This window comes from Actinomycetes bacterium (assembly GCA_035506535.1).
Classification (GTDB): Bacteria; Actinomycetota; Actinomycetes; order DATJPE01; family DATJPE01; genus DATJPE01.
The window spans coordinates 1-22484 of the sequence record DATJPE010000075.1; the positions used below are offsets into that span (position 1 = coordinate 1).

Here is a 22484-nt window from a genome sequence, read left to right on the forward strand (position 1 = left end):
CATTTGTGCAGTTCTGCGGGGACCATCGGCCGGACAAATGGGACTTCTGCAGAACGACGGGGAGTTGGGATCGGCTTCGACGGAGGAACGCGCTCAGGGCCGGGTCAGGGCCGGTGAACGCGGTCAGGACCGGGGGCGAGCGGCATACGCGGCGCGCAGGACGCTCACGACGTACGCCGGGTCGAACACGACCTGAGCCCAGGTGAAACGCACCACCAGCCACCCGTCGACAGCCAGCGCGGTGTAGCGGCGCACGTCGGCGGCGAGCCCGGTGGGCGTCCGGTGCGTCGCCCCCTCCGTCTCGACGACGATCTTGCGCCGGACGTCGGCGAAGTCGGCCCGCAATCGGACGCCCGCCGCCTCGATGAGGACCTGTGGGACCAGATCGCCGAAGCCGAACAGGATGTGCAGTCCTCGCTGCATGGACTCGAGCGGGGACTCCGAGCGCCGGTCGACGTGCTCGGCGACCTGCCGGGCGGCCGGGGATCCGGGGCCGCGCATCCTGCTCGCCCGCCGTCTGAGGGCCGACCGCGTGGTCAACCCGCGGCGAACCGCGGCGTCGGCCACCACCAGGGCTTCCCGGAAGGGCAGGTACCTGGCGCAGTCCAGGACGGTGCGCGTCGGAGCCGTCACGAAGGCCGTGGACCCGGGCGGAGGGTCGGCCATCCGGCGGACCTCCGACGGTTTGAGGTCGGCCCACCAGATGTGGACGTCGGGTCCGACGCTCGGTCGACAGGCACGGGGCACCGTCAGGTGTCGCTCGTCGGGACGGCGTACCAGCGGCAGGTCGTCGTACTCGGCCGCCGACGTGTGGGACAGCACCGCGTACGCGTACACCCTCGCGAGGCTGCGCCGATGGACCCACCCGGCGGTGGGCCGGTGCAGCAGTTGTGGACGCCTCCGTCGGTTGTCCACACTGCAGAAGTCCCTTTTGTGCAGTTCTGCGAGCCAGGAAATCGGACAAATGGGACTTCTGCAGAAGACCTGGTCGGCGGGGTGCGGCCGTGGCCGGCGGGGTGCGGCCCCGGGGGCCTACGGTGCGGCCCGGCACTCCGCCGGCGCCAACTGACCACCAGGCTGACCGGGGCCAGGCTCCGCCTGCGGGGCGGGCCGCCGGTCCGTACGGTGGGGGCCGTGAGCGGGCGCGACCTGGATGCGGCCGGCATCACCGATGCCGGCCTGCGGGCGGCCTACGAGGAGTGCCGGAGGCTGAACGCCCGGCACGGCAAGACGTACTACCTGGCGACGCTGCTGCTGCCGCGGGAGAAGCGGCCGTACGTCCACGCGCTGTACGGCTTCGCCCGCTACGCCGACGAGATCGTCGACGCCCCCGAGACCGGCCAGGACCCGGCGGCCCGGCTGGACGAGCTGACCAAGGCGTTCCACGAGGCGGTCGGGTCCCCCAGGGTGAACGAGCACCCGGTGCTGCGCGCCGTCGTCGACACCATCCGGCGCTGGGACATCGACGTGTCCCACGTCGAGGACTTCCTGGCGTCCATGGCCATGGACCTCACCGTCGGCGAGTACCAGACCTACGACGACCTGATGGGCTACGTGCACGGCTCGGCCTCGGTCATCGGCGAGCAGATGGTGCCGATCCTCGAGCCGCTCGACGCCGCCCGCGCCGCCCCCTACGCGCGCGACCTCGGCACCGCCTTCCAGCTCGCCAACTTCATCCGCGACGTCGGCGAGGACCTCGACCGCGGCCGCGTCTATCTCCCGCTGGAGGACCTGGCCCGCTTCGGCCTCAATCGGGCCGACCTCGAGCAGCGGGTCGTGGACGAGCGGGTGCGGGACCTGCTGCGGTTCGAGATCGCGCGGGTACGCCGGCTCGCCCTCGCCGCCGATCCCGGCATCGCGCTGCTGCACCCCACCAGCCGGCCGTGCATCGAGGCGGCGCGGGTGCTCTACTGCGGCATCGTCGACGAGGTCGAGCGCATCGACTTCCAGGTCTTCGACCGGCGGGCGTCCGTGCCGCTACGGCGACGGCTGGCCGTCGCCGGCCGGGCGTACGTCCGCGGGCGCGCGGCGCGCCGATCGACGCCCCCAGAACACCCACCACGCCAGCGTCTGCAGGATGAGTGAGAACCCGAAGCCCAGGTCCTCGACCGGTGCCCAGGCGACGCGCAGCCCGGTGATCGTGGCGGCGTCGTAGCGCACGATGCGTGTCCCCGCGAGCACCCCGTTCGTGACCAGTTGTCCGGCGAGGACGATCGCGTAGGACACCCAGAACACGCGACGGCGCACGAGGCGGGTGCGCAGCAGCACGAGGTCCAGAACGAGCGCGAAGCCCACCGCGGTGAGCGACAAGGCGGTGTAGGTCATCGCGGCCGCCCGTCGTCCTCGTCGCCGACCGGCCAGCCCCGGACCTTGCGCACCGCCTCCAGCGTGAGCAGCGCCGCGACCGGTACGACGACGAAGAAGGCGAGCTCCTCCACCGGGACGTGGCCCGGCAACCGGACCCCGAGCACCCGACGCGGGTCGAAGCTCCACTGGCCGTGCGCGATCGCGTAGACGTCCCAGGCATAGAACACGGCCACCACGGGCAGCAGGGTCAGCGCCAGCCGGCGCGGGCGGCGCCACACCCGCACGCCGAGCAGCACCTCCAGCCAGCCGGAGCCGACGAGGACGAGCGCGAGCACCGCGAGGTAGGCCAGATGGCTCACCAGGCGAGCGACTGCGCGCGGCGACGTACCTCCTTGCCGCGGTTCGCGCGCAGCGCCTCGATGGGGGTCCCCGGCAGGGAGTCGTCAGGGGTGAACGCCCAGCGCAGCGCGTCGTCGTCGGAGAACCCGGCGTCGTGGAGCACGGTGAGCAGCCCCGGCAGGCCCTTGAGGACGTGGCCGTCCTGGACGAAGGCGGCGGGCACGGCGAGGACCCCGTCGACCCGGAAGGCGAGCAGCGCCCGGTCGCGGATCGCCTGACGCACCCGGATGACGTCGGTGCCGAGCGCCTCGGCCGCGTCGGGGAGGGTGAGCCAGCTCGGGACCAGCGCGGTCGGCGCTTCGCTCATGGGACCAGCCTGCCAGACCCCTGCTCGCACCTCCGGGCTCATCCGTCACAGCGCACGTACAGTGGTGCGAGTGACGACGCGCGTGTCCGACCCGGTCGTCGGGCGGGTGCTCGACGGCCGCTACCGGGTCGACGAGCTGATCGCGCGCGGGGGCATGGCGACGGTCTACCGCGGCGTCGACGTACGTCTCGACCGCCCGGTGGCCATCAAGGTCATGCACGGCCACTACGCCGAGGACGCTGACTTCGTGGCCCGCTTCGGCCGGGAGGCGCGGGCCGCGGCGCGGCTCAACGACCCCGGCGTGGTCGCGGTCTACGACCAGGGCGAGGATGCCGGCTGCGTCTTCCTGGTCATGGAGTACGTCCCCGGGGAGACGCTGCGCGACCTGCTGAACCGGCAGGGGCGACTCTCGGCCGCCGAGGCGCTGGAGACCATCGACCCGGTCCTCGCCGCGCTGGCGTCGGCCCACGCCGCGGGCATCGTGCACCGCGACGTCAAGCCGGAGAACGTGCTGCTGGCCGACGACGGCCGCGTGCGGGTCGTGGACTTCGGCCTGGCCCGCGCGTTCGCCTCCGCCGCGGGCGCCGGGGCGACGACCCGCACCCAGGGGGTGATCCTCGGCACCATGGCCTACCTGTCTCCCGAGCAGGCCAAGGGCCAGCCGGGAGACGCGCGCTCGGACGTCTACGCCGTCGGGGTCATGCTCTACGAGCTGCTGACCGGGACGACGCCGTTCACCGGCGACTCCCCGCTCAGCGTCGCCTTCCAGCACGTCAACGAGGACGTGCCGCCTCCCTCGCGCGCGCTGCCCGGCATCCACCCGGCCGTCGACGCCCTGGTGGCCCGGGCGACCCGGCGCGACCCCGACGAGCGGCCCGCCGACGCGGGCCGGCTCCTGCAGGCGGTCCGCGAGGTGCGCCGCGCGATTCCCGCCGACGCCCTCGGCCCGGCCGCGGACCCGCAGCGGATGCCCACGATCGCGCTCGCCACTCCCGTGACCCGACCCACCGCGGCCGAGCCGGTCGTGGCGCTCCCGGACACGACCGCCTCCTCCGGCCCGGCCACGCCGCGCAAGGGTCCCGGCGCCGTCGGCGGTCCGCCGCAGCTGCCCACCGGGGCCCGGCGCCGCCGGCGCTGGTGGCTGGTCCCCCTGGTCCTCCTCCTGCTTCTCGCCCTCGCCTCCGGCGCCGGGTACGGCACCTGGTGGATGACCAACGGGCAGTGGGTACGCACGCCGTCGGTGCTCGCCCTCTCCCAGGCGCGCGCCACCGCGAAGCTGACCGCCGCCGGGCTACGGGTGCGCACCGCGGCCCCGCAGTTCAGCGAGACCGTGCCGGCCGGACAGGTGAAGTCGACCGACCCGCCACCGGGCGCTCGCATGCACCGCCACGCCACCGTGACCCTCGTGCTGTCGAAAGGACCCGAGCGCTACGCCGTGCCCGACGTGACCCTCCTGACAGTGCCGGCGGCGCAGGCCGCTCTCGGCAAGGCACACCTTGCCCTCGGGGAGCAGACCCGCGCCTACTCCGACACGGTCGCCAAGGGCCTGATCATCCGCGCCAGCCTCGGCCCGACGGATCCCCCGGTGGCCCGCAACACGGCCGTCGACGTCGTCGTCAGCCGCGGGCCCAAGCCGGTCCCGGTCCCCGACCTGACCGGGACCAACGTCACGGCCGCGACCGCGCAGCTCGCCCAGCTCGGGCTGCAGGCGAGCACCACCAGCGCCTACAGCTCCACCGTGCCGCAGGGCGACGTCATCAGCCAGTCCCCCGACCACGGGACGCTCGCCAAGGGCCGGACCGTCGCGCTCGTCGTGTCGAAGGGTCCGCAGCTGTTCGCCGTGCCCAACGTCACCGGCAAGAGCTACGAGGACGCGGCCCAGATCCTCACCCAGGCCGGATTCCAGGTACGCCGCTACAACATCCTCGGCGGCTTCTTCGACACCGTCCGCCGCGAGAGCCCGGGGGCGGGCAGCATGCAGCCCAAGGGGACCGTGATCACCCTCACCATCGTCTGATCCCGCCCGGCTGGTAGGGTCTGTGCTGTGCGTCGTTCGTGGTTCTTCGGCTACTACCGCCCGGGGCTCCCCCGCCGGTCGGCCTGACACGCCGCGCACCGACCGCCAGAGCCCCGGGAACCCCCGGGGCTCTTTCGTTTGCCAGAGCAGGAGCGAGGACATGGTCGTGGTGATGGCCGCCGAGGCCACGGACGAGGACGTCGAGGCCCTCGTCACCGTCGTGGCGGACGCGGGCGGGCAGGCCTTCGTCAGCCGCGGGGTGACCCGCACGGTCGTCGGGCTCGTGGGAGACGTGGACCTGTTCGCCTCGCTCGACCTGCGCGCGATGCACGGCGTCGCCGACGTGATGCGGATCTCCTCGCCGTACAAGCTCGTCTCGCGCGAGCACCATCCGGCGATGACGACGGTGTACGTCGGGCCGGCGGAGGGTCGCGTCCCGATCGGGCCGGACACCTTCACCCTCATCGCCGGGCCGTGCGCCGTGGAGTCCGCGGACCAGACCCTGGAGTCGGCGCGGATGGCCGCCGCCGCCGGCGCCGCGCTGCTGCGCGGCGGCGCGTACAAGCCCCGTACCTCGCCGTACGCCTTCCAGGGCCTCGGCGAGGCGGGGCTGCGGATCCTGGCCGACGTCCGCGCGGAGACCGGGCTGCCGGTGGTGACCGAGGTCGTCGACGCCCACGACGTCGAGCTCGTGGCGACGTACGCGGACATGCTGCAGGTCGGGACCCGAAACATGCAGAACTTCGGGCTCCTGCAGGCGGTCGGGTCGGTGGGCAAGCCGGTGCTGCTCAAGCGTGGGATGAGCGCGACGGTCGAGGAGTGGCTGATGGCGGCGGAGTACGTCGCGCAGCGCGGCAACCTCGACATCGTGTTGTGCGAGCGCGGGATCCGTACCTTCGAGACCGCCACGCGCAACACCCTGGACATCGCCGCGGTGGCCGTCTCGCACGGCCTCTCGCACCTGCCGGTGATCGTCGACCCGTCGCACAGCGGCGGGCGGCGCGACCTGGTCGTCCCGCTGTCCCGCGCCGCGATCGCAGTCGGCGCGGACGGCCTCATCGTCGACGTGCACCCCGAGCCGGAGACCGCCCGCTGCGACGGCGCGCAGGCCCTCGTCGACGGCGACCTGCGGGCGCTGGCCGCCGCGGTGCGCCAGCTGCCGCCGCTGCTGGGACGCCGGCCGGCGCTCGACGCCGTCCGGGTGGCCGTCGGGTGAGGACCGAACGGCGGACGCGGGAGCCCCTCGAGAGCCGATAAGGTGAGGCTTGCCTGGCTGGGAGGGGCTACCCGTGTACGTCTGCATGTGCCGCGCCGTCACCGTCGCGCAGGTCGCGGCGTCGGTCGCCGACGGCGCGCGTGACGTCCAGGCGGTCGGCGCCCGTACCGGCGCGGGAACCGGCTGCGGCGGCTGCCGCGACCACATCGAGCAGGTCATCCGGCGCGAGTGCGGCGAGGTCCGCCCGCGCCTGGCCCCGCAGGCGCTGGCGGGCTGACGCTAGGCTCGCGCGCATGCAGGGAGACGCGCGCGTCCTGGAGTTCCTCAACGACCAGCTGACCGGTGAGCTGACCGCGATCAACCAGTACTTCCTGCACGCGAGGATGCAGGAGAGCTGGGGCCTGGTGAAGCTCGCCGCGCACACCAGGGCCGAGTCCATCGAGGAGATGCACCACGCCGAGGTCCTCACCGACCGGATCCTGTTCCTCGAGGGGCTGCCGAACTTCCAGCGCCTGTTCTCGCTGCGGGTGGGCCAGACCCTGCAGGAGCAGTTCGAGTCCGACCTGGCGGTCGAGGTGGACGCGGTGGACCGGCTGCGCTCCGGCATCGAGTACATGCGCTCCATCGGCGACGTGACCTCCGCCCGCCTCTTCGAGGAGATCCTCGCCAACGAGGAGGAGCACATCGACTACCTGCAGACCCAGCTGGAGCTGCTGGCCCGACTCGGCGAGCCGCTGTTCGTGGCCCAGCTGATCGAGCAGCCCTCCTCCTGACGCCGCTGGCTCGGTCAGCCGGCGGGGGTGCCGCGCTCGTGGGCCAGCAGGGCCCGCTTGACCGGTAGGCCGTACGCGTAGCCGCCCAGCGAACCGTCGCTGCGCACGACCCGGTGGCAGGGCACGAACGGCGCCACGTTGTTGCGCGCGCAGGCTGACCCCGCGGCGCGTACGGCCGTCGGCTTGCCGACCTTGGCCGCGAGCTCGGCGTAGCTCCACGTCTGCCCCGGCGGGATCTGCCGCATCGCCTGCCACGCGGCCTGGTAGAACTCCCCGCCCGGCTGGTCGACCGGAACCCGGTCCAGGGCGCCCACGTCGCCGGCCTCGTAGGCCTCGATCGCCTCCGACACCGCCTCGATCCGGCCCACGTTCCGCGTCCCGCGGGACCGCAGCGAGGCCGGGATGCGCGCGACGACGCCGTCGTCGTAGCCCGAGGCCACGACCACCCCGCCGTCGGCCACGACGGTGAGCGTCCCGCCGGTGATGGGCGTCATCAGGACGTCGAGCGGGTTCATCGGACCTCCAGGGTCGGTTCGAGGGCATCGTTGGTCCACAGGTGGAGGGCGGCGTAGGCCCGCCAGGGGCGCCAGGCCTCCGGATCAGCGCCACGTCGCGACACGGCGCGCCGCAGGATGAGGTCGCCGGCCACCCAGGCGTCCGGGTCGGCGAGGGCGCGCATCGCGATGACGTCCGCGGTCCAGGGGCCGACGCCCGGCAGCGAGAGCAGTCTCCGACGCGTGTCCTCGCGGTCCGCGCCCGGCGTCAGGTCGAGGTCCCCGGCTTCGACCTGGCGCGCCAGGGCCTGGATCGTGCGCTGCCTCGTGCCGGTCAGGCCGAGGGAGGTGAGGTCGGCGCGCAGCAGCGCCTCAGCCGTGGGGAAGCAGGTCGTGAGGGTGCCGACCAGCGCGGCGGGCGCGAGCGGGTCGCCGTACGCCTCGACGAGCCGCGTCGTGAGACGCCGGGCTCCGGCGAGTGAGACCTGTTGGGAGATCACGGTCCGCACGGCGACCTCGAGACCGTCGACCGTGCCCGGGACGCGCACCCCGGGCCGCCTCGCGACCAGCGGCGCGAGGTGGGGGTCGGCGGCCAGGACGCCGTCCACCGCCGTCGGGTCGGCGTCGAGGTCGGCGCTGCGCCGAAGCGCCGCGACGGTGGCGGTGAGGTCGCCGAGGTCCTCGAGGTGCAGGCGCGCGAGCAGGTGCCCCGCGCCGGGCGTCAGCTCGACCACGGCGGGGCCCTTGGTGGTGGTCAGCGTCCGCCGATAGGTCCCGTCGACGACCTCCTCCAGGCCAGGAACCGCGTGCGCCTCGTGCCAGCGCAGCCAGGCGCCGGCGGCGTACGGCTCGCGGTGGACCAGGCGCAGGACGAGCGGTGCGCCCCGGCCGGGCGTCCGTCCGTCGGTCTCGTGCGGGGCGCGCAACGCGCGGCGCAGCGCCGAGGGTGGGCAGCCGAACTCCTCGCGCATGACGTCGTTGAACTGGCGGATGCTGGCGAACCCCGCGGCGAACGCGACCTCGGTGAGGGGGAGGTCGGTCTCGTCGACCAGCAGCCGCGCGGTCTGCGCCCTTCTGGTCCTGGCGAGGGCGAGCGCCCCGACGCCGAGCTCGGCGACCAGGGAGCGGTGGAGGTGGCGTTCGCTCACATGCAGCCGGCGGGCCAGCGCGGCCACCCCTGCGTCGTCGACCGCACCGGCCGCGATCAGCCGCAACGCGCGGCCCACGAGGTCGCCCCGGTGGTCCCAGTCGCGGCTGCCCGGCAGCGCGTCCGGCCGGCACCGCTTGCACGCCCGGAACCCGGCCGCGACCGCCGCCGCGGCGGTCGCGTAGAAGCGGACGTTCTCCGGCTTGGGCGTACGCGCCGGGCAGGACGGGCGGCAGTAGATCCCGGTGGAGGTGACGCCGAGGAACAGCCGGCCGTCGAAGCGCGGATCGCGCCCCTGCACGGCGCGGTAGGCCGTCTCGACGTCCGGCAGGCCGGTCCCGATCTCCACGCGTCCATGCTGCCTCGGCGGTCCGACGTACGGCTGGCGGTTTTCGGACCCGCCGCTGGCCGGCCTCGGTCCCGCTGTCAGGCGGAGGCCAACGTCTCGGCGACGAGGAAGGCCAGCTCGAGGGCCTGCCGCCGGTTCAGCCGGGGGTCGCAGGCCGTCTCGTACCGGTGCTCCAGGCCGTCCTCGGTCAGCCCCTCGGCGCCGCCCACGCACTCGGTCACGTCGTCGCCGGTGAGCTCCACGTGGATGCCGCCGGGCCAGGTCCCCACGCCCCGGTGCACGTCGAAGAAGCCGCGCACCTCCTCGACGACGTCGTCGAAGGAGCGGGTCTTCACCCCGGACGCGGTCTCGAAGGTGTTGCCGTGCATGGGGTCGCAGACCCACACCACCTCGTGGCCGTGCGACACGACCTTCTCCACGATGGGACGCAGCGCGGTACGGACGTGGCGCGCGCCCATCCGCGAGATCAGCGTCAGCCGACCGGGCTCGCGGTCCGGGTCGAGCCGGGCGATGAGCTCGAGGACGTCCTCGGGCGAGGCGGTCGGACCGATCTTGACCCCGATCGGGTTGCGGATGCGCGCGGCGAAGTCCACGTGCGCGCCGTCGATCTGGCGGGTGCGCTCGCCCACCCACACGAAGTGCCCGGAGACGTCGTAGGGCTGGCCGGTCCGCGAGTCGATGCGGGTCAGCGCCTTCTCGTAGTCCAGGACCAGCATCTCGTGGCCGGCGTAGAAGTCGACCCGCTTGAAGGACTCCTGGTCCACCCCGGCGGCGTGCATGAACGCCATCGCCCGGTCGATCTCGCCGGCGAGGCGCTCGTAGCGCTCCCCGGCAGCGGTCTCGCGCACGAAGTCCTGGTTCCAGGCGTGCACCTGGCGCAGGTCGGCGTAGCCGCCCTGGGTGAAGGCGCGCACCAGGTTCAGCGTCGCCGACGAGCGGTGGTAGGCCTCGACCAGGCGCCGCGGGTCGTGGCGGCGCGACTCGGGCGTGAACGGCAGGGCGTTGACCATGTCCCCGCGATACGCCGGCAGCGTCACGCCCTCGCGCGTCTCGAAGGCCGCCGAGCGTGGCTTGCCGAACTGGCCCGCGATGCGGCCGAGCTTCACGACCGGAAGCGAGGCGCCGTAGGTCAGCACGACCGCCATCTGCAGCACGGTGCGCAGCTTGCCGCGGATGGTGTCCGCCACGACCCCGTCGAAGGTCTCGGCACAGTCCCCGCCCTGCAGCAGGAACGCCTCGCCGCGGGCCACCGACGCCAGGCGGGCCTTGAGGTCGTCGCACTCCCCCGCGAAGACGAGCGGTGGCAGCGAGCGCAGCTCGGCGAGGGAGGCCGCCAGCGCCTCGGCGTCCGGCCACTCCGGCTGCTGCGCGGCGGGCAGGTCCGGCCAGCGCAGGAGGTCAGCGTCGCTCACGGGAACGAGGGTAACTAGTGTGCGCCGGGTGACCTTCTCCATCGTGGCGCGAAGCGCGGACGGGACGACGTACGGCGTCGCCGTCGCCTCCAAGTTCCTCGCTGTCGGGGCCGTCGTCCCGGCCGCCGCGGCCGGTGTCGGCGCCCTGGCGACCCAGGCGTGGGCGAACCTCGCCTATCGCCGCGACGGGATGGCCCTGCTCGGCGAGGGCCGCAGCGCCCGGGAGACCGTGGACATCCTCGTCGCGGCCGACGAGCAGGCCGCGGACCGCCAGCTCGGTGTCGTGGACGCGCACGGCGGCTCGGCGACCTACACGGGCTCGACCTGCCTGTCCTGGGCCGGCGGCGTGCACGGCGACGGGTACGCCATCCAGGGCAACATCCTGACCGGCCCCGACGTGGTCGAGGCGATGGAGCGGGCGTGGCTCGCGACCGACGAGGGCGCGCCGTTCGCCCGCCGGCTGCTCGCGGTGATCGCCGCGGGCGACCGGGCCGGCGGGGACGCGCGAGGGAGGCAGAGCGCGGCCGTGTACGTCGTCACGCCCGAGGGCGGCTACGGCGGGGGCAGCGACGTCCTCGTCGACCTGAGGGTCGACGACCACGCCGACCCGGTGCCCGAGCTCGAGCGCCTGCTCGACATCCACGAGATGCTCTTCGGCCGCCCCGACCCCGACACCTGCCTGCCGCTCGAGGGCCCGCTGGCAGCCGAGGTCGCCGAGCGGCTGTCCAGGGTCGGTCATGAGCAGGACCCGGTCGAGGCGGCCCTCGCCTCGTGGGCCGGGGTGGAGAACCTCGAGGAGCGACTCGTGCCCGGACGCATCGACCCGCTGGTCCTCGAGCACCTTCGGCTGCTGACCCGATGAGCGTCCTGTCCGTCGACGCCGGGACCACCGGGGTCACCGCGCTCGTCGTCTCCGAGGACGGCCGCGTGCTGGCCCGCGGCTACCGCGAGTTCCCGCAGCACTTCCCGCGCGAGGGCTGGGTGGAGCACGTCCCGGAGGAGATCTGGCAGGCGACCCTGTTCGCGGTCCGGGCCGCGCTCGACGGTGTCGACGACGTCCCGACCGCGGTCGGCATCACCAACCAGCGCGAGACCGCGGTGCTCTGGGACCGCGAGACCCTCGGCGCGCCCCGACCCGCCATCGTCTGGCAGGACCGACGCACCTCGGCGCTGTGCGCGCGGCTGCGCGAGGCCGGGCACGAGGACCTGGTCCGAGCCCGGACGGGCCTTCGCCTCGACCCGTACTTCACGGGCACCAAGCTGACCTGGCTGGCCGAGAACGAGCCGCACGTGTGGGCGGGCGTGACGTCCGGACGGGTGGCGGTGGGGACCGTGGACTCCTATCTGGTGGGGCGGATGACCCGTGGCCTGCACCACGTCACCGACGCGTCGAACGCCTCGCGCACCCTGCTCTTCGACATCCACGCCGGGGCCTGGTCCGCCGAGCTCGCCGACGTGCTGCGCGTGCCGCTGGACGCGCTGCCCGAGGTCGTCCCCTCCTGGGGCGAGGTCGCTCGGACCGATCCCTCGGCGTTCCTGGGCCTCGACCTGCCGATCGCCGGGATCGCGGGCGACCAGCAGGCGGCGATGTTCGGCCAGACCTGCTACGACGTCGGCGCCAGCAAGTGCACGTACGGCACCGGCTCCTTCATCCTCGCCAACACCGGCCCGGTCGCCGTCGCCTCCACCTCGGGTCTGCTCACGACGGTCGCGTGGCGCTCCCCCCGGGGCGAGACGACGTACGCCCTCGAGGGCGCGGTCTTCGTCACCGGCGCGGCCGTCCAGTGGCTGCGCGACGGCCTGGAGATGGTCGCCTCGGCCAACGACACCGAGCACCTGGCCCGCAGCGTGCCCGACTCCGGCGGGGTGGTCTTCGTCCCGGCCCTGACCGGCCTCGGGGCGCCGGACTGGGATCCGGAGGCCCGCGGGCTGATCATCGGCATCACGAGGGGCACGACGCGCGCGCACCTCGCCCGGGCGACCCTCGAGGCGATCGCCTTCGAGGTGCGCGACGTCTGCGACCTGATGACCAGCGAGGCCGCGGTGCCCCTGCCGCGACTGGCCGTGGACGGCGGGGCGGCGGCCAACGACCTGCTCTGCGAGCTGCAGGCCGGGCAGCTCGGCGTCCCCGTCGAGCGGCCGCGGGTGCTGGAGACGACCGGCCTGGGCGCGGCCTTCCTCGCCGGGCTCGGCACCGGCGTCTGGGGCTCGACCCAGGAGCTGCGCGCCACCTGGGAGCTCGACCGCCGCTTCGAGCCGGCGGGGCCGCCGGACCCGGGGGCGTACCGGTGCTGGCGAGCCGCCGTCGAGCGCGCGAAGGGCTGGGCCGCGATCTCCTGACCCCTGCCCCCCACCGATCGATCCCTCGTCCCCACCCGATCGTGCGTCAGGTGGCGGGTTGTCCGTCGTTCCCGGGGCTCGGAGTGACGTTGATCCCGACACACGTGGGAGCGGGGAGAGGGGCTCAGGCGGCGGGGGCGTCGTCCTCGCTGAACTCGGTCGCCTCGGCGCGCGCCGCGCGCCGCGCCTCGGCGATGTCCGCCTTGGCCTTGGTGGCGTAGACGTCGACGTACTCCTGGCCGCCGATCTCCATCAGCTCGTACATGATCTGGTCGGTCACCGAGCGCAGGATGAACCGGTCGCCCTCCATGCCCTCGTAGCGGGAGAAGTCCAGCGGCTTGCCGAAGCGGATCCCGACCCGCCCGAGGCGGGGAAGCCGGCGCCCGATCGGCTGCACCTTGTCGGTGCCGATCATGGCCACCGGGATCACCGGCACCTTGGCCTCCAGCGCGAGGCGGGCCACGCCGGTACGTCCCCGGTAGAGCCGGCCGTCCGGGGAGCGGGTGCCCTCGGGGTAGATGCCGAGCAGCTCGCCCTGCCCGAGGACGCGCAGTCCGGTGCGGATCGCCGCCTCAGAGGCTCGGCCGCCGGAGCGGTCGACCGGGAGCTGGCCCGCGCCCTTGAAGAAGCCGGCCGTCAGGCGGCCCTTCAGGCCGCGCCCGCGGAAGTAGTCCGACTTGGCCAGGAACGTGACCCGCCGCTGGATGACGAGGGGCATGAAGAAGGAGTCGATGAAGGACAGGTGGTTGCTCGCGATGATCGCCGGCCCCTCGGCGGGTACGTTCTCCTCGCCCTCGACCCACGGCCGGAAGAGGACGCGCAGCAGCGGCCCGACGGCGAGGTACTTCAGGATCCAGTAGAACAACCGCCACCTCCGCGTGCGACGATGCGAGGAAGCGTAGGTCCGCGGGGACCCACGGTCGAGCAGCGCCAAGGTAGCGCGTCGGTGATGCCAGGAGGTCACGTGAGCGTCAGACCCGGGGCCGAGGCCTACCGGCGCGACGGCGGTCCGGTGGGGGTGCTGCTCTGCCACGGCTTCACCGGCTCACCCGCCTCGATGCGGCCGTGGGCGGACTACCTGGCCGACCGGGGTGCCAGCGTGAGCGTCCCCCGCCTCCCGGGGCACGGCACCACGGTCAAGGAGATGCAGGGCACCCGCTGGATCGACTGGTACGCCGAGGAGCAGCGCGCGCTGCTCGACCTCGCCGACCGCTGCAGCGACGTCTTCGTCATGGGGCTGTCCATGGGCGGCACGCTCGCGCTGCGCCTCGCCGAGCAGCACCCGGAGATCGTGCGCGGCCTCGTCCTCGTCAACCCCGCGTTGCGCAGCGACAACAAGGTGCTCCTCGCCCTGCCGGCACTTCGCCTCGTGGTCCCCTCCGTCAAGGGGCTGTCGAACGACATCGCCAAACCCGGCCAGGACGAGGTCGCCTACGACCGCACCCCGCTCAAGCCCCTGTACTCCCTCACCAAGTTCTGGCGCATCGTGACCGCTGACCTCGACGAGGTCAGCGCCCCGCTGCTGGTCTTCCGCAGCGCGCAGGACCACGTCGTGGAGGAGTCCAGCACCCGCGTACTGCTCGACCGCGTCGGCTCCGCGGAGGTGGAACAGCGCGTGCTGCAGCGCAGCTACCACGTCGCGACCCTGGATTACGACGCCGAGGAGATCTTCGAGGGGTCGTGGAACTTCGTACAGCGGCACACCGCCCCGGCGGCCGGCTGAGGGGCCCGCGGTGCGCGACAACGGGCTCCCGGCCTCCTCGTGGGTCCTGCTCGCCGACCTCGACCCGCGCGTGGCCGACGCCGCCCTCGAGGCGCTGCGTCGCGCCGGCGTCGCCGCGTACACCAACCCGCACCCGGGGATCCGGCGGCCCTACCTCGACGTGACCCCGAACCTCGTGCCGACCGACCGGCTCTACGTCGACGCCGCGGCGCGCGAGCAGGCGAGCGCGGTGCTGCGCGGGCTGCAGGACGAGGACGGCCCGGACGGCGAGGAGGTCGAGCATCGTCCCGACGGGCTGGACGACGCCGCGGTGGACGCGGAGTTCGCCCGCATCGTGGCGGGGCTCGAGTCCGCCCCGACGCCGACGACGACGAGCTGGGACCTGGTCGCGTCGACCACCGCTGAGGGCGAGCTGCCGGCGGCGCTCGAGGAGGAGCACTACGTCCCCCCGCCCCCGCCGCCGGTGCCCCGAGGCGACCTGCTCAGCCGCTTCGCGTGGCTGGCCGTGCTCGGCGTCCCGGTCATCGGCCTCGTGTACGTCCTCGCCGGCTGGACCTTCCTCGGCTGGCAGGCGCTGCTGCTCAGCATCGCGTTCGTGGCGGGGTTCGTGGTCCTCGTCGCCCGCCTGGGCAACCGCGACGTCGACGACGACCCCCACGGCGGCGCGGTCGTCTAGGCCCCGAGTGGTCCTCCGGCGGCGGAGCGTTCAGGCGTACTCGAGGTCGCAGACGAGCGGCAGGTGGTCGCTCGCTCGGTGCAGGTCGGCGATGCCGGCCGGGGGACGGCATGTCAGCACCCGCAGCCCCGGTCCCACGAACACGGCGTCGATGCGCTGGTGGGGGTTCGCCGCCGTGCTCGTGGGTACGCCCTCTGCCGCCCCGGCATCCACCAGGCCCGAGGCCACGAGGGCCCGCCACGGAGGATCCCCCGGCCTCGCGTTCACGTCGCCGGCGAGGATCCGCCGCCCCGGGCCGAGGTCGGCCAGCGCGGTCAGGACCTCCGGGACGTGACGGCTTCGTTCGTCCTCATGCAGCCCGAGGTGCATCGACCCGACGACCACTCGGGGCCGGTCCGGCACGTTCACCTCGGTCGCGACGAAGGAGCGGCGGTGCAGGCGTGGGGTGTACGTCAGCCGTACGGCGACCGACCGTCCAGCGGTGATGCCGGGACGACCGAGTACGGCCAGCGGTCGCGCCGGCCGGCGGTGCACGAGCACGTCGAGTCCGGCCTGCGACGTCATGCGCCGCAACGCCCGCGACCCGCCGAGGAATCGCGGGACCTCCTGCAGGCACACGACGTCCGGTTCGAGGTGACGCAGCACGCGGGCGACCATCGCGGCGTCGTCGCGCAGCGAGCGGATGTTCCACGAGACCAGGCGCAGCCCGGTCACTGGACGAGTCGCACCGGGTCGCCGTCGAGGGCGGCCCGCCAGGTCGTCGTGTCCTCCTGGCCGGCGGCCGTCGTGAGACGTACCCGGACCCAGCACGCGGACAGGTCCCGGTCGTCGCTGCACCGGTAGCCGGGGTCGATGGGGACGGTGACCTCCTGCCACAGCCCCCCGTTGGTCGTCGTCGTCGTGGTGACCGTGCACCCCGAGAGCGGGCCGTGGCCAGTGGCGCCCTGGACGGGCACGCTGCTGCACCCGGTGAACGGGGTGTCGGAGTCGGGCTGCAGGAGCGTGACGTCGACCGGCTGGGCGGCGTCGGCCAGGTCGAAGAAGCCCACCCGCAGCACGTGGCCCGCGGCGCCGGAGTCGAGGCGGGCCACGTAGAAGTCCGTCGTGCCGGCCGGCACGTTGTTGAACAGCGACTCACGACCCAGCGCCGACACCGAGACGTCGGCATTCGCGGCCGGACCGCCGACGTCGGCACGCAGCGCGAAGCGGTTCTGCCCCCCGCCCCCGTTGGTGGTGACCCGCACGATGTAGTCGCCGGTCTCGGGCGCGGTCACGGTGCACACCGAGTCCCAGCGGCGGAAGGTCTGGGCGAGCAGCGGGTCGTACGCCGGGCTCGTCGCGTCCAGCGCGTCGGCGAGCTTCGTGGTCTGGTCCCAGCCCGGCAGGACGAGCGGCGGGCAGACCTGCCCGCCGGCGAGCGGTTGCGACGCGCTCGGCGAGGGCCGGTAGAAGCGGATCACCGTCTCGACCTTCGACGTCGGGTCCCCTTGCGGGTTGGACATCTGCGAGTCACCGGTGCAGAACGGCCCCGGCCCCGGGGCGTAGCGCTTCTTCGCGTCGTCGACGTAGGGGTTCGGCGCGTCGCTCGCGTCGGCGCCGGCGAGGCTCGGCGCGTTGCACCGGTCCCCGACGGCGACCCAGCCCAGGTCGAAGCCCTGGATGCTCAGCTCGGCGACGGGGCTCGCCACGTGGACGGCGTAGAGGTAGCCGGAGTCCGACGGGGGGTTGGTGAACTCGGCGTGGTCGAGGTTGTTCGTCGGCCCGCCCCAGAGGTTGCCGGCCGGTGCGAGGCTGCTGCACCCGTCGATCGTGTTGTCCGTGTCGGGCACGGTGCAGTAGCCGGACGCGTAGGCGTCCCCTCGGGCCTTGTTGACGTCGGTCCCGGCGATGTTGAGCCAGTAGATGCCGGTCTGTCCGGCGCACGCCGGGGAGCCGATCCGGCTCGTCTCCATGGCCTCGTTGCCCAGCACGTTGCACGGGCTGCCCATCTGGATCGGGCCGGCGTAGTCGGCGACGGCGGTGCGGGTCACGACCGTCGTCGGATGGCCCAGGACGACACCGAAGGTGTTGTGCACCGTCGTGCTGACCGTGACGCGCAGGCGGGTCGGCGACTCGTCCTCGTTGACCTCGACGGCGGTGCCGCCGCCCACGGTGAAGCCGTTCTCGTCGACCAGCGACAGGGCCACGCTGCGGGCGGTGGCGGTGTCGGCCGGCAGGTACACGGCGCCGCCCAGCGCCGCGGCGTCCGCGGCCTTCTGGGCGCGGACGCCGGTGACGTACCACGTGGCGACGTCGACGGCGAGAGCGCACAGCCCGAGGAACAGCGGCAGGCACAGCGCGACGAGGACGGCCACGTAACCGGAGTCGTCGCCGTGCAGCCGCCGCATCGCTACGCGCACCCCTGGGTCGGAGGCACGGGCTCGAAGTTGAGCACCGAGCTGTCGGACAGCGTGACCCCGGTCCCGAACAGCCCGGTCACGAAGAAGTGGCGGTACCGCAGCATCACCCCGACCGCGTCGGGACCGTCGGGATGCTGGGCGTCCATCGGGCAGGCGTTGATGGTCATCGGGTCCCAGCTGCCCGAGGCGCGGACGAAGCGCGAGCCGTCCCACGTGTAGCGCACGCAGTCCACCGAGCAGGCGTCCGGCGCCTCGCCGTTGGGCCCGGCCTTGTAGACCCAGAGCTCCCCCGCCTTGAGGCCGGCGCCGTCCAGCGACGCGACGGCACGGGTGACCTGCGCGGCCGCGTCGTCGGTGAACCCGTCCGTACGCGGCTCCGCCGACGCGGTCCTCGCCCCGGCGCGCACCGACGCGGAGACCGCGATGTCGTCCCTGAGCAGCATGGTGACCTCGATGATGCCCAGCAGCAGGAACAGCAGCAGCGGGGTGATCAGCGCCGCCTCGACGGCGACCGCCCCACGGTCGCCGTCGAGGCGGGCGCGGCGGCGCAGCACGTCCGGCTCCGCTCAGCCGCGCTCGGCCCGGCGCAGCCGGGCGAGGTCGGCGGCGCCGACCAGGCCCGCGTCGTTGCCGAGCGTGGCCGCGACGAACTCGGGGAGCGGGCGGTAGGCCGCCCCCACCACGGCGGAGGCGAACTCCTCACGGGCCGGGGCGATGAGCAGCTCGCCGGCCTCCGACACCCCACCGCCGATGACGACCAGCCCCGGGTCGAGCACGGCCACGATCTCGGCGACGCCCCGCCCCAGCCAGCGGCCCACCTCCGCGAAGCAGGCCAGCGCCAGCGGGTCGCCCGCCTGGGCGGCCGCGGTCACCATGGGGCCGGTGAGACCGGCGGGCGTGCCGTCGCCGCGCGCGAGGAGCGCGGCAGCCGCCTCCGGCAGCGCCGCGGCCCGCTCGCGAGCCTCACGCACGAGCGCGTTGCCGCTCGCGTACTGCTCCCAGCAGCCGCGGCGGCCGCACCCGCACGGACGCCCGTCCGGGACCAGGCGCAGGTGACCCCACTCCCCCGCCGTGCCCCACTTGCCGCGGTAGATCCGGCCGAACATCACCAGACCGCCGGCGATGCCGGTCCCCACGCCCACCACGATGACGTCGGACTCGCCGCGGCCGGCGCCGAAGCGCACCTCGGCCCACGCCGCGGTGTTGCCGTCGTTCTCGACGCTGACCGGCAAGCCGGTCAGCGTCTCCACCCGGGCCCGCAGCGGTTCCTCGCGCCAGACGAGGTTCGGGGCGAAGCGCACCGTCGAGCCGGTGGGGTCGACGAACCCGGCCGCGCCGAGCCCGACCGCCTCCACCTCGCCGGCCTCCGCGGCCAGGGCGAGCACCAGCTCGGCGATGGTCGCCTCGGTGGCCGCGGCATCCACGGACGGGGTGTCGCGTCGCATGCGCAGGACGACGTCGCCGTCCTCGTCCACGAGCCCACCGGCGACCTTCGTGCCGCCGATGTCGACCCCGATGGCCAGTGCCACCTCTCGCCTCCGAACCGCTCGTGACCGCTCAGCCGATGTCGATGTGCTCGACGCCGCCGCGGCGCCTGCGCATCTCGTCCAACCGACGATCATCCAGCACGGAGTCGAGCAGCCCCAACAAGGACGCTGCGGCGACTCCCACCGACTCCACGACGTGGCGCACCTCGGTGTCGTCGCGGTCTCGGACGAAGGCGATCAGCCGGCACACCGGGCACAGGCGGCAGTCCTCCGAGCCGGTGGCCACCATGCCGTCGAGGGCCTGGACGAGACGGGCCAGCTCCTCGGCCAGCCCGGCCGGGTGGGAGTGCTCGCTCACCGCGCCCCTCGCTCCTGGTCCGGGACGAAGCGCACCAGCAGTCTGTCGTCCTCGAACGCCGCCCCGACGACGCTGCAGCGGCGCAGGAAGCTCGGCAGCGCGATCACCCGCCGGTCGGTCCCCGCGCAGACCACGAGGTCCTCGCCCGCGCGCATGAGGTCGAGGTCCGTGCGGCGGGCCAGCGGCAGCGGCAGCTGCAGCACCCAGCACTCCCCGTCGTGGCTGACGCTGATCCCGGCCGCGACCTCGGGCAGGGCCAGCGGGTCGCTGCCGGCGTAGGTCAGCTCGGCGACCCCGAGCAGCTCCTCCAGGCCGACCGGCTCGACCGCGCGGTAGGGCGAGCGGTGGACGGGCAGCGGGGCGAAGGAGTCCTCCACCTCGCGCAGCCGCTCTGCCTGGGCCTTCGCCCAGCCGGCGAGCCAGCCGTCGTCGACGGAGGCCGGGAACACCCGGTTGGCCACGACCGCGTCGACCCGGTAGCCGTGCAGGGCCAGCGAGGTCAGCGTGCGGCGCGCCTCGGCGACGACCACCGCCTCCGGCGTGAGCACCAGGCGCACGCTCGCGTCGCTGCCGGTCAGCAGCGCGCGCACGTCTCGGAGGTCGGCGACCAGGCGCTGGACGGCGTCGAGGACGCGGTCGCGGGGCAGCGGCACGCCGACCACCCGGTCGAGCATGGGGCGCAGCGTCCGTACGAGGCGCCGCTCGACCGGGAACACCCGCTCCGCGTATCGGGTGAGCGCCTCGGGAAGGGCCAGCAGGCGAAGGGTCTCCGCGGTGGGCGCGCAGTCGACCGCCACCAGGTCCCAGCGGTCCGAGCGCACCTGGTCGCGCACCTCGAGGAGCGCGAGGACCTCCTCGGCCCCCGGCAGCACGGTCAGCTCCTCGGCCTCAACCGGGTCCACGCCCACCGAGTCGAGGACCTCGAGCAGGTAGGTCTGGACCTCCTCCCAGCTGCGCTCGAAGCGGCCCCGCGCGTCGACCTGCTGGGCGAAGAGCCCGCCCGCCACCTCGACCGGCTCGGGCCCGAGGGCGGGTACGCCGTCGCGCCCGGCGCCGAGAGTGTCCTGCAGGGAGTGCGCGGCGTCGGTCGAGACCACCAGCGCCTTGAGGCCGCGCGCGGCTGCCAGCGCGGCGGTACCGGCAGCCGTCGTGGTCTTCCCGACCCCACCCTTGCCCGTGAACAGGACGACGCGCACGGGGAGGTCAGCCCTCGACCCGGGCCTTGAGGCCCTTGAGGGCGGTGTCGACGATGACCTTCTCGGCCTTGCGCTTGATCATCCCGATCATCGGGATCTTCACCTCGACGGTCAGCCGGTAGGTCAGCTGGGTGCCTCCCTCGTCCGCCTCGAGGACGTACTCCCCGTCCATGGACTTCAGCAGCGAGCCAGGTTCGGACATCACCCACGACACGTGCTCGTCCCCGGTCCAGGTGTACTCGAGGGTGTAGCTGTCCTTGAACGCGCCCGAGTCGATGACGAAGCGGGCCTCGTACGGGCGCCCGTCGGGCTCGACGCTCGAGAGCACCTCGACCGACTTCACGTCGCTGGACCACTCCGGGTAGGCCTCGAGGTCGGCGATCACGGCCATCACGTCCGCGGGCGGCGCCCCGACGTGGATGCTCGACTCGGTGCGATCGGCCACCCGAGGAGCCTACCGACGAGGCGACCCCGGGCGTCAGCCCAGCACGAGGCCGAGCAGCCAGCAGATGCCGACGAACAGCACCGCCAGCGTGCCACCGACGCCCAGCGCGAGCAGGATGCGCATCCCCTGGGACTCCGGCAGCCGGGCGAGCAGGCCGCCGAGGGGCTCCCCGGACTCCGCGGCCAGCCGGGCCATGAGCTCCGACATCGTGGCCGGGTCGACCCCCGTCGGGGTCTCGGGCTCCACCGCGCGCGCGTGCTTGCCGACCGCGGGGGCCGGCTGCTCGGTGAACGGTTCCGGGGGGTCGGACAGCAGCAGCGCCCGCAGCTCCTGGACCGCCGCCACGTCGAGGTCCCCGACCCCCGCCTCGGGGCTCGCGTCCGCGTGCGGGTGCTCGCCGGGCTCGATGCCCTCGGCGGCCTCGGTGGCCACGACGGCCCGGGCGGTCGGACGCGCCTCCGGCGGGCGCAGGTCGGCGTGGCAGAGCGTGCACCACTCCTGGCCGCGACGCACCAGGGAGGAGCAGGCGGGGCAGCGCGAGACGTACTCCATACGGGTGGACCTCGGCAGGTCCGCCCCTGCCCTTGACCCTCCGAACGGGCCCACGCCGGCGTCGGGCAGGCGTGCCGGGCCCGGGACGTCGGGGCGGACTGGGTAGCCTTCCGGGCGTACGGTCGGGGCCCGCAAGCCGCGAAGGACGCCATGGGACGCCGCACCATCCTGCTGGTCAGTGCGGTGCTGCTCGCCGCCCTCGGCACGCTGCTGGTCTACGGGTACGTCCGCGGGGCCGACCACCGCGCCTCGTCCCGGGGCCGCACCGAGAACGTGCTCGTGGCGACCTCGACCATCGCGGTAGGCACGTCGGGGGCGCAGGCGAGCGCGGCGGGGGCGTTCACGACCAAGGCCATCCCGCAGGACGCCGTGGCCGAGGGCGCCCTCACCAGCATCGACGCGGTCAACGACCTGGTCGCGATCACCACCTTCTACCCCGGCCAGCAGCTCGTGCGGGCGGGCTTCGGCCAGCCGCAGGGGGTCACCGCGATCCCGGTGCCCCGCGGCTACCTCGCCGTCTCGATCCAGCTCGGCGACCCGCAGCGGGTCGCGGGCTTCCTCGGTCCCGGCTCGCAGGTCACCGTGTTCGCGACCGTGCCCGACCCGACGGCGACCGCGGGCTCGGGGGGCACCGTCACCACGACCCTGCTGCCCAAGGTGACGGTCATCACGGTCGGCAGCACGCAGCCGATCCCGCAGGCCTCGCCGTCGGCCTCGAGCAACGGGTCGGTCTCACCGACCATCGTCACCCTCGCCCTGACCCAGGAGGACGCGCAGAAGGTGATCTACGCGCAGAGCCGGGGCCAGCTCTACCTCGGGCTGGTGTCCGCCAGCACGCCGGTGCGGTCCCTGCCTCCCACGTCCCTGTCCAACCTGCTGAACTGAGT

26 protein-coding genes are annotated in these 22484 nt (G+C 73.9%); 10 read left to right on the forward strand and 16 right to left on the reverse strand.

Annotated elements, in window-relative coordinates; all coding sequences use genetic code 11:
* Positions 1 to 123: 123 nt before the first annotated feature.
* A complete protein-coding gene (locus VMI11_12015) occupies positions 124 to 837 on the reverse strand; it encodes a DUF559 domain-containing protein (protein HTY73131.1) in 714 nt (237 codons plus the stop codon).
* A gap of 297 nt (positions 838 to 1134) precedes the next feature.
* Between VMI11_12015 and VMI11_12020 the strand changes: the two genes are divergently transcribed.
* Complete coding sequence (locus tag VMI11_12020) at positions 1135 to 2085, forward strand: phytoene/squalene synthase family protein (protein HTY73132.1); 951 nt, start codon at positions 1135 to 1137, stop codon at positions 2083 to 2085.
* On the opposite strand, the gene VMI11_12025 is transcribed toward VMI11_12020, so the two are convergent.
* From VMI11_12025 to VMI11_12035, 3 genes are read right to left on the reverse strand one after another with little or no spacing between them, the layout of a single operon-like run.
* Positions 1978 to 2325 (reverse strand): lycopene cyclase domain-containing protein, encoded by a 348-nt coding sequence (locus VMI11_12025; protein HTY73133.1) that lies wholly within the window; start codon positions 2323 to 2325, stop codon positions 1978 to 1980. The two genes, VMI11_12020 and VMI11_12025, sit on opposite strands and share 108 nt — an antisense overlap.
* Positions 2322 to 2666 (reverse strand): lycopene cyclase domain-containing protein, encoded by a 345-nt coding sequence (locus tag VMI11_12030; protein HTY73134.1) that lies wholly within the window; start codon positions 2664 to 2666, stop codon positions 2322 to 2324. Before VMI11_12030 ends, VMI11_12025 begins: the two co-directional genes overlap by 4 nt.
* Positions 2663 to 3013 carry an Rv2175c family DNA-binding protein gene (locus tag VMI11_12035; protein HTY73135.1) on the reverse strand — a complete coding sequence of 117 codons (351 nt, stop codon included), beginning with the start codon at positions 3011 to 3013 and terminating at the stop codon, positions 2663 to 2665. Before VMI11_12035 ends, VMI11_12030 begins: the two co-directional genes overlap by 4 nt.
* A 70-nt stretch (positions 3014 to 3083) precedes the next feature.
* Between VMI11_12035 and pknB the strand changes: the two genes are divergently transcribed.
* The 4 genes from pknB (at position 3084) to bfr (ending at position 7019) form a co-directional block, all read left to right on the forward strand.
* Positions 3084 to 5030: a Stk1 family PASTA domain-containing Ser/Thr kinase gene (pknB, locus tag VMI11_12040; protein HTY73136.1), complete on the forward strand. Its 1947-nt coding sequence runs from the start codon at positions 3084 to 3086 to the stop codon at positions 5028 to 5030.
* Between the two features lie 160 nt (positions 5031 to 5190).
* Entirely contained in the window at positions 5191 to 6246 is a 1056-nt protein-coding gene (aroF, locus tag VMI11_12045) for a 3-deoxy-7-phosphoheptulonate synthase (protein ID HTY73137.1), read from the forward strand.
* Positions 6247 to 6319: 73 nt separating this feature from the next.
* A complete protein-coding gene (locus VMI11_12050; GenBank protein HTY73138.1) occupies positions 6320 to 6523 on the forward strand; it encodes a (2Fe-2S)-binding protein in 204 nt (67 codons plus the stop codon).
* Between the two features lie 16 nt (positions 6524 to 6539).
* A complete protein-coding gene (bfr, locus tag VMI11_12055; GenBank protein ID HTY73139.1) occupies positions 6540 to 7019 on the forward strand; it encodes a bacterioferritin in 480 nt (159 codons plus the stop codon).
* Between the two features lie 14 nt (positions 7020 to 7033).
* On the opposite strand, the gene VMI11_12060 is transcribed toward bfr, so the two are convergent.
* The 3 genes from VMI11_12060 to VMI11_12070 all read right to left on the reverse strand — a co-directional run bounded on the left by VMI11_12060 (position 7034) and on the right by VMI11_12070 (position 10421).
* Complete coding sequence (locus VMI11_12060) at positions 7034 to 7534, reverse strand: methylated-DNA--[protein]-cysteine S-methyltransferase (protein ID HTY73140.1); 501 nt, start codon at positions 7532 to 7534, stop codon at positions 7034 to 7036.
* A complete protein-coding gene (locus VMI11_12065) occupies positions 7531 to 9009 on the reverse strand; it encodes an Ada metal-binding domain-containing protein (GenBank protein HTY73141.1) in 1479 nt (492 codons plus the stop codon). The genes VMI11_12060 and VMI11_12065 overlap by 4 nt, the downstream gene beginning before the upstream one ends.
* A 77-nt stretch (positions 9010 to 9086) precedes the next feature.
* Entirely contained in the window at positions 9087 to 10421 is a 1335-nt protein-coding gene (locus VMI11_12070) for a 3-deoxy-7-phosphoheptulonate synthase class II (protein ID HTY73142.1), read from the reverse strand.
* A 28-nt stretch (positions 10422 to 10449) separates the two neighbouring features.
* Here VMI11_12070 and VMI11_12075 point away from each other — a divergent pair, with 28 nt between their 5' ends.
* Both VMI11_12075 and VMI11_12080 read left to right on the forward strand, forming a co-directional pair.
* Positions 10450 to 11283 (forward strand): DUF1028 domain-containing protein, encoded by an 834-nt coding sequence (locus tag VMI11_12075; protein ID HTY73143.1) that lies wholly within the window; start codon positions 10450 to 10452, stop codon positions 11281 to 11283.
* Complete coding sequence (locus VMI11_12080) at positions 11280 to 12761, forward strand: glycerol kinase (protein ID HTY73144.1); 1482 nt, start codon at positions 11280 to 11282, stop codon at positions 12759 to 12761. Before VMI11_12075 ends, VMI11_12080 begins: the two co-directional genes overlap by 4 nt.
* A gap of 124 nt (positions 12762 to 12885) precedes the next feature.
* Here VMI11_12080 and VMI11_12085 read toward each other — a convergent pair whose 3' ends face one another.
* On the reverse strand, positions 12886 to 13626 hold the full coding sequence (locus VMI11_12085) for a lysophospholipid acyltransferase family protein (GenBank protein HTY73145.1): 741 nt from the start codon (positions 13624 to 13626) through the stop codon (positions 12886 to 12888).
* A 99-nt stretch (positions 13627 to 13725) separates the two neighbouring features.
* Here VMI11_12085 and VMI11_12090 point away from each other — a divergent pair, with 99 nt between their 5' ends.
* Positions 13726 to 14484, forward strand: a complete 759-nt coding sequence (locus VMI11_12090; GenBank protein ID HTY73146.1) for an alpha/beta fold hydrolase — start codon at positions 13726 to 13728, stop codon at positions 14482 to 14484.
* A 10-nt stretch (positions 14485 to 14494) separates the two neighbouring features.
* A complete protein-coding gene (locus VMI11_12095) occupies positions 14495 to 15160 on the forward strand; it encodes a hypothetical protein (GenBank protein ID HTY73147.1) in 666 nt (221 codons plus the stop codon).
* A 30-nt stretch (positions 15161 to 15190) separates the two neighbouring features.
* On the opposite strand, the gene VMI11_12100 is transcribed toward VMI11_12095, so the two are convergent.
* Genes VMI11_12100 through VMI11_12135 form a run of 8 tightly spaced genes read right to left on the reverse strand, consistent with a single transcriptional unit; the run spans position 15191 to position 21597 of the window.
* Positions 15191 to 15874 carry an endonuclease/exonuclease/phosphatase family protein gene (locus tag VMI11_12100; GenBank protein HTY73148.1) on the reverse strand — a complete coding sequence of 228 codons (684 nt, stop codon included), beginning with the start codon at positions 15872 to 15874 and terminating at the stop codon, positions 15191 to 15193.
* Complete coding sequence (locus VMI11_12105; protein ID HTY73149.1) at positions 15871 to 17547, reverse strand: pilus assembly protein TadG-related protein; 1677 nt, start codon at positions 17545 to 17547, stop codon at positions 15871 to 15873. The genes VMI11_12100 and VMI11_12105 overlap by 4 nt, the downstream gene beginning before the upstream one ends.
* A gap of 2 nt (positions 17548 to 17549) precedes the next feature.
* Positions 17550 to 18113 (reverse strand): TadE/TadG family type IV pilus assembly protein, encoded by a 564-nt coding sequence (locus VMI11_12110; GenBank protein ID HTY73150.1) that lies wholly within the window; start codon positions 18111 to 18113, stop codon positions 17550 to 17552.
* Positions 18114 to 18125: 12 nt separating this feature from the next.
* Positions 18126 to 19088: an ROK family glucokinase gene (locus VMI11_12115; protein ID HTY73151.1), complete on the reverse strand. Its 963-nt coding sequence runs from the start codon at positions 19086 to 19088 to the stop codon at positions 18126 to 18128.
* Positions 19089 to 19116: 28 nt separating this feature from the next.
* On the reverse strand, positions 19117 to 19404 hold the full coding sequence (locus VMI11_12120; protein HTY73152.1) for a hypothetical protein: 288 nt from the start codon (positions 19402 to 19404) through the stop codon (positions 19117 to 19119).
* Positions 19401 to 20600: an ArsA family ATPase gene (locus VMI11_12125; protein HTY73153.1), complete on the reverse strand. Its 1200-nt coding sequence runs from the start codon at positions 20598 to 20600 to the stop codon at positions 19401 to 19403. Before VMI11_12125 ends, VMI11_12120 begins: the two co-directional genes overlap by 4 nt.
* 7 nt (positions 20601 to 20607) lie before the next feature.
* Positions 20608 to 21045: an SRPBCC family protein gene (locus VMI11_12130; protein HTY73154.1), complete on the reverse strand. Its 438-nt coding sequence runs from the start codon at positions 21043 to 21045 to the stop codon at positions 20608 to 20610.
* A 33-nt stretch (positions 21046 to 21078) separates the two neighbouring features.
* Positions 21079 to 21597: a hypothetical protein gene (locus VMI11_12135; protein ID HTY73155.1), complete on the reverse strand. Its 519-nt coding sequence runs from the start codon at positions 21595 to 21597 to the stop codon at positions 21079 to 21081.
* 150 nt (positions 21598 to 21747) lie between these two features.
* Here VMI11_12135 and cpaB point away from each other — a divergent pair, with 150 nt between their 5' ends.
* On the forward strand, positions 21748 to 22482 hold the full coding sequence (gene cpaB / locus VMI11_12140) for a Flp pilus assembly protein CpaB (protein ID HTY73156.1): 735 nt from the start codon (positions 21748 to 21750) through the stop codon (positions 22480 to 22482).
* The last annotated feature ends 2 nt before the right edge of the window (positions 22483 to 22484 follow it).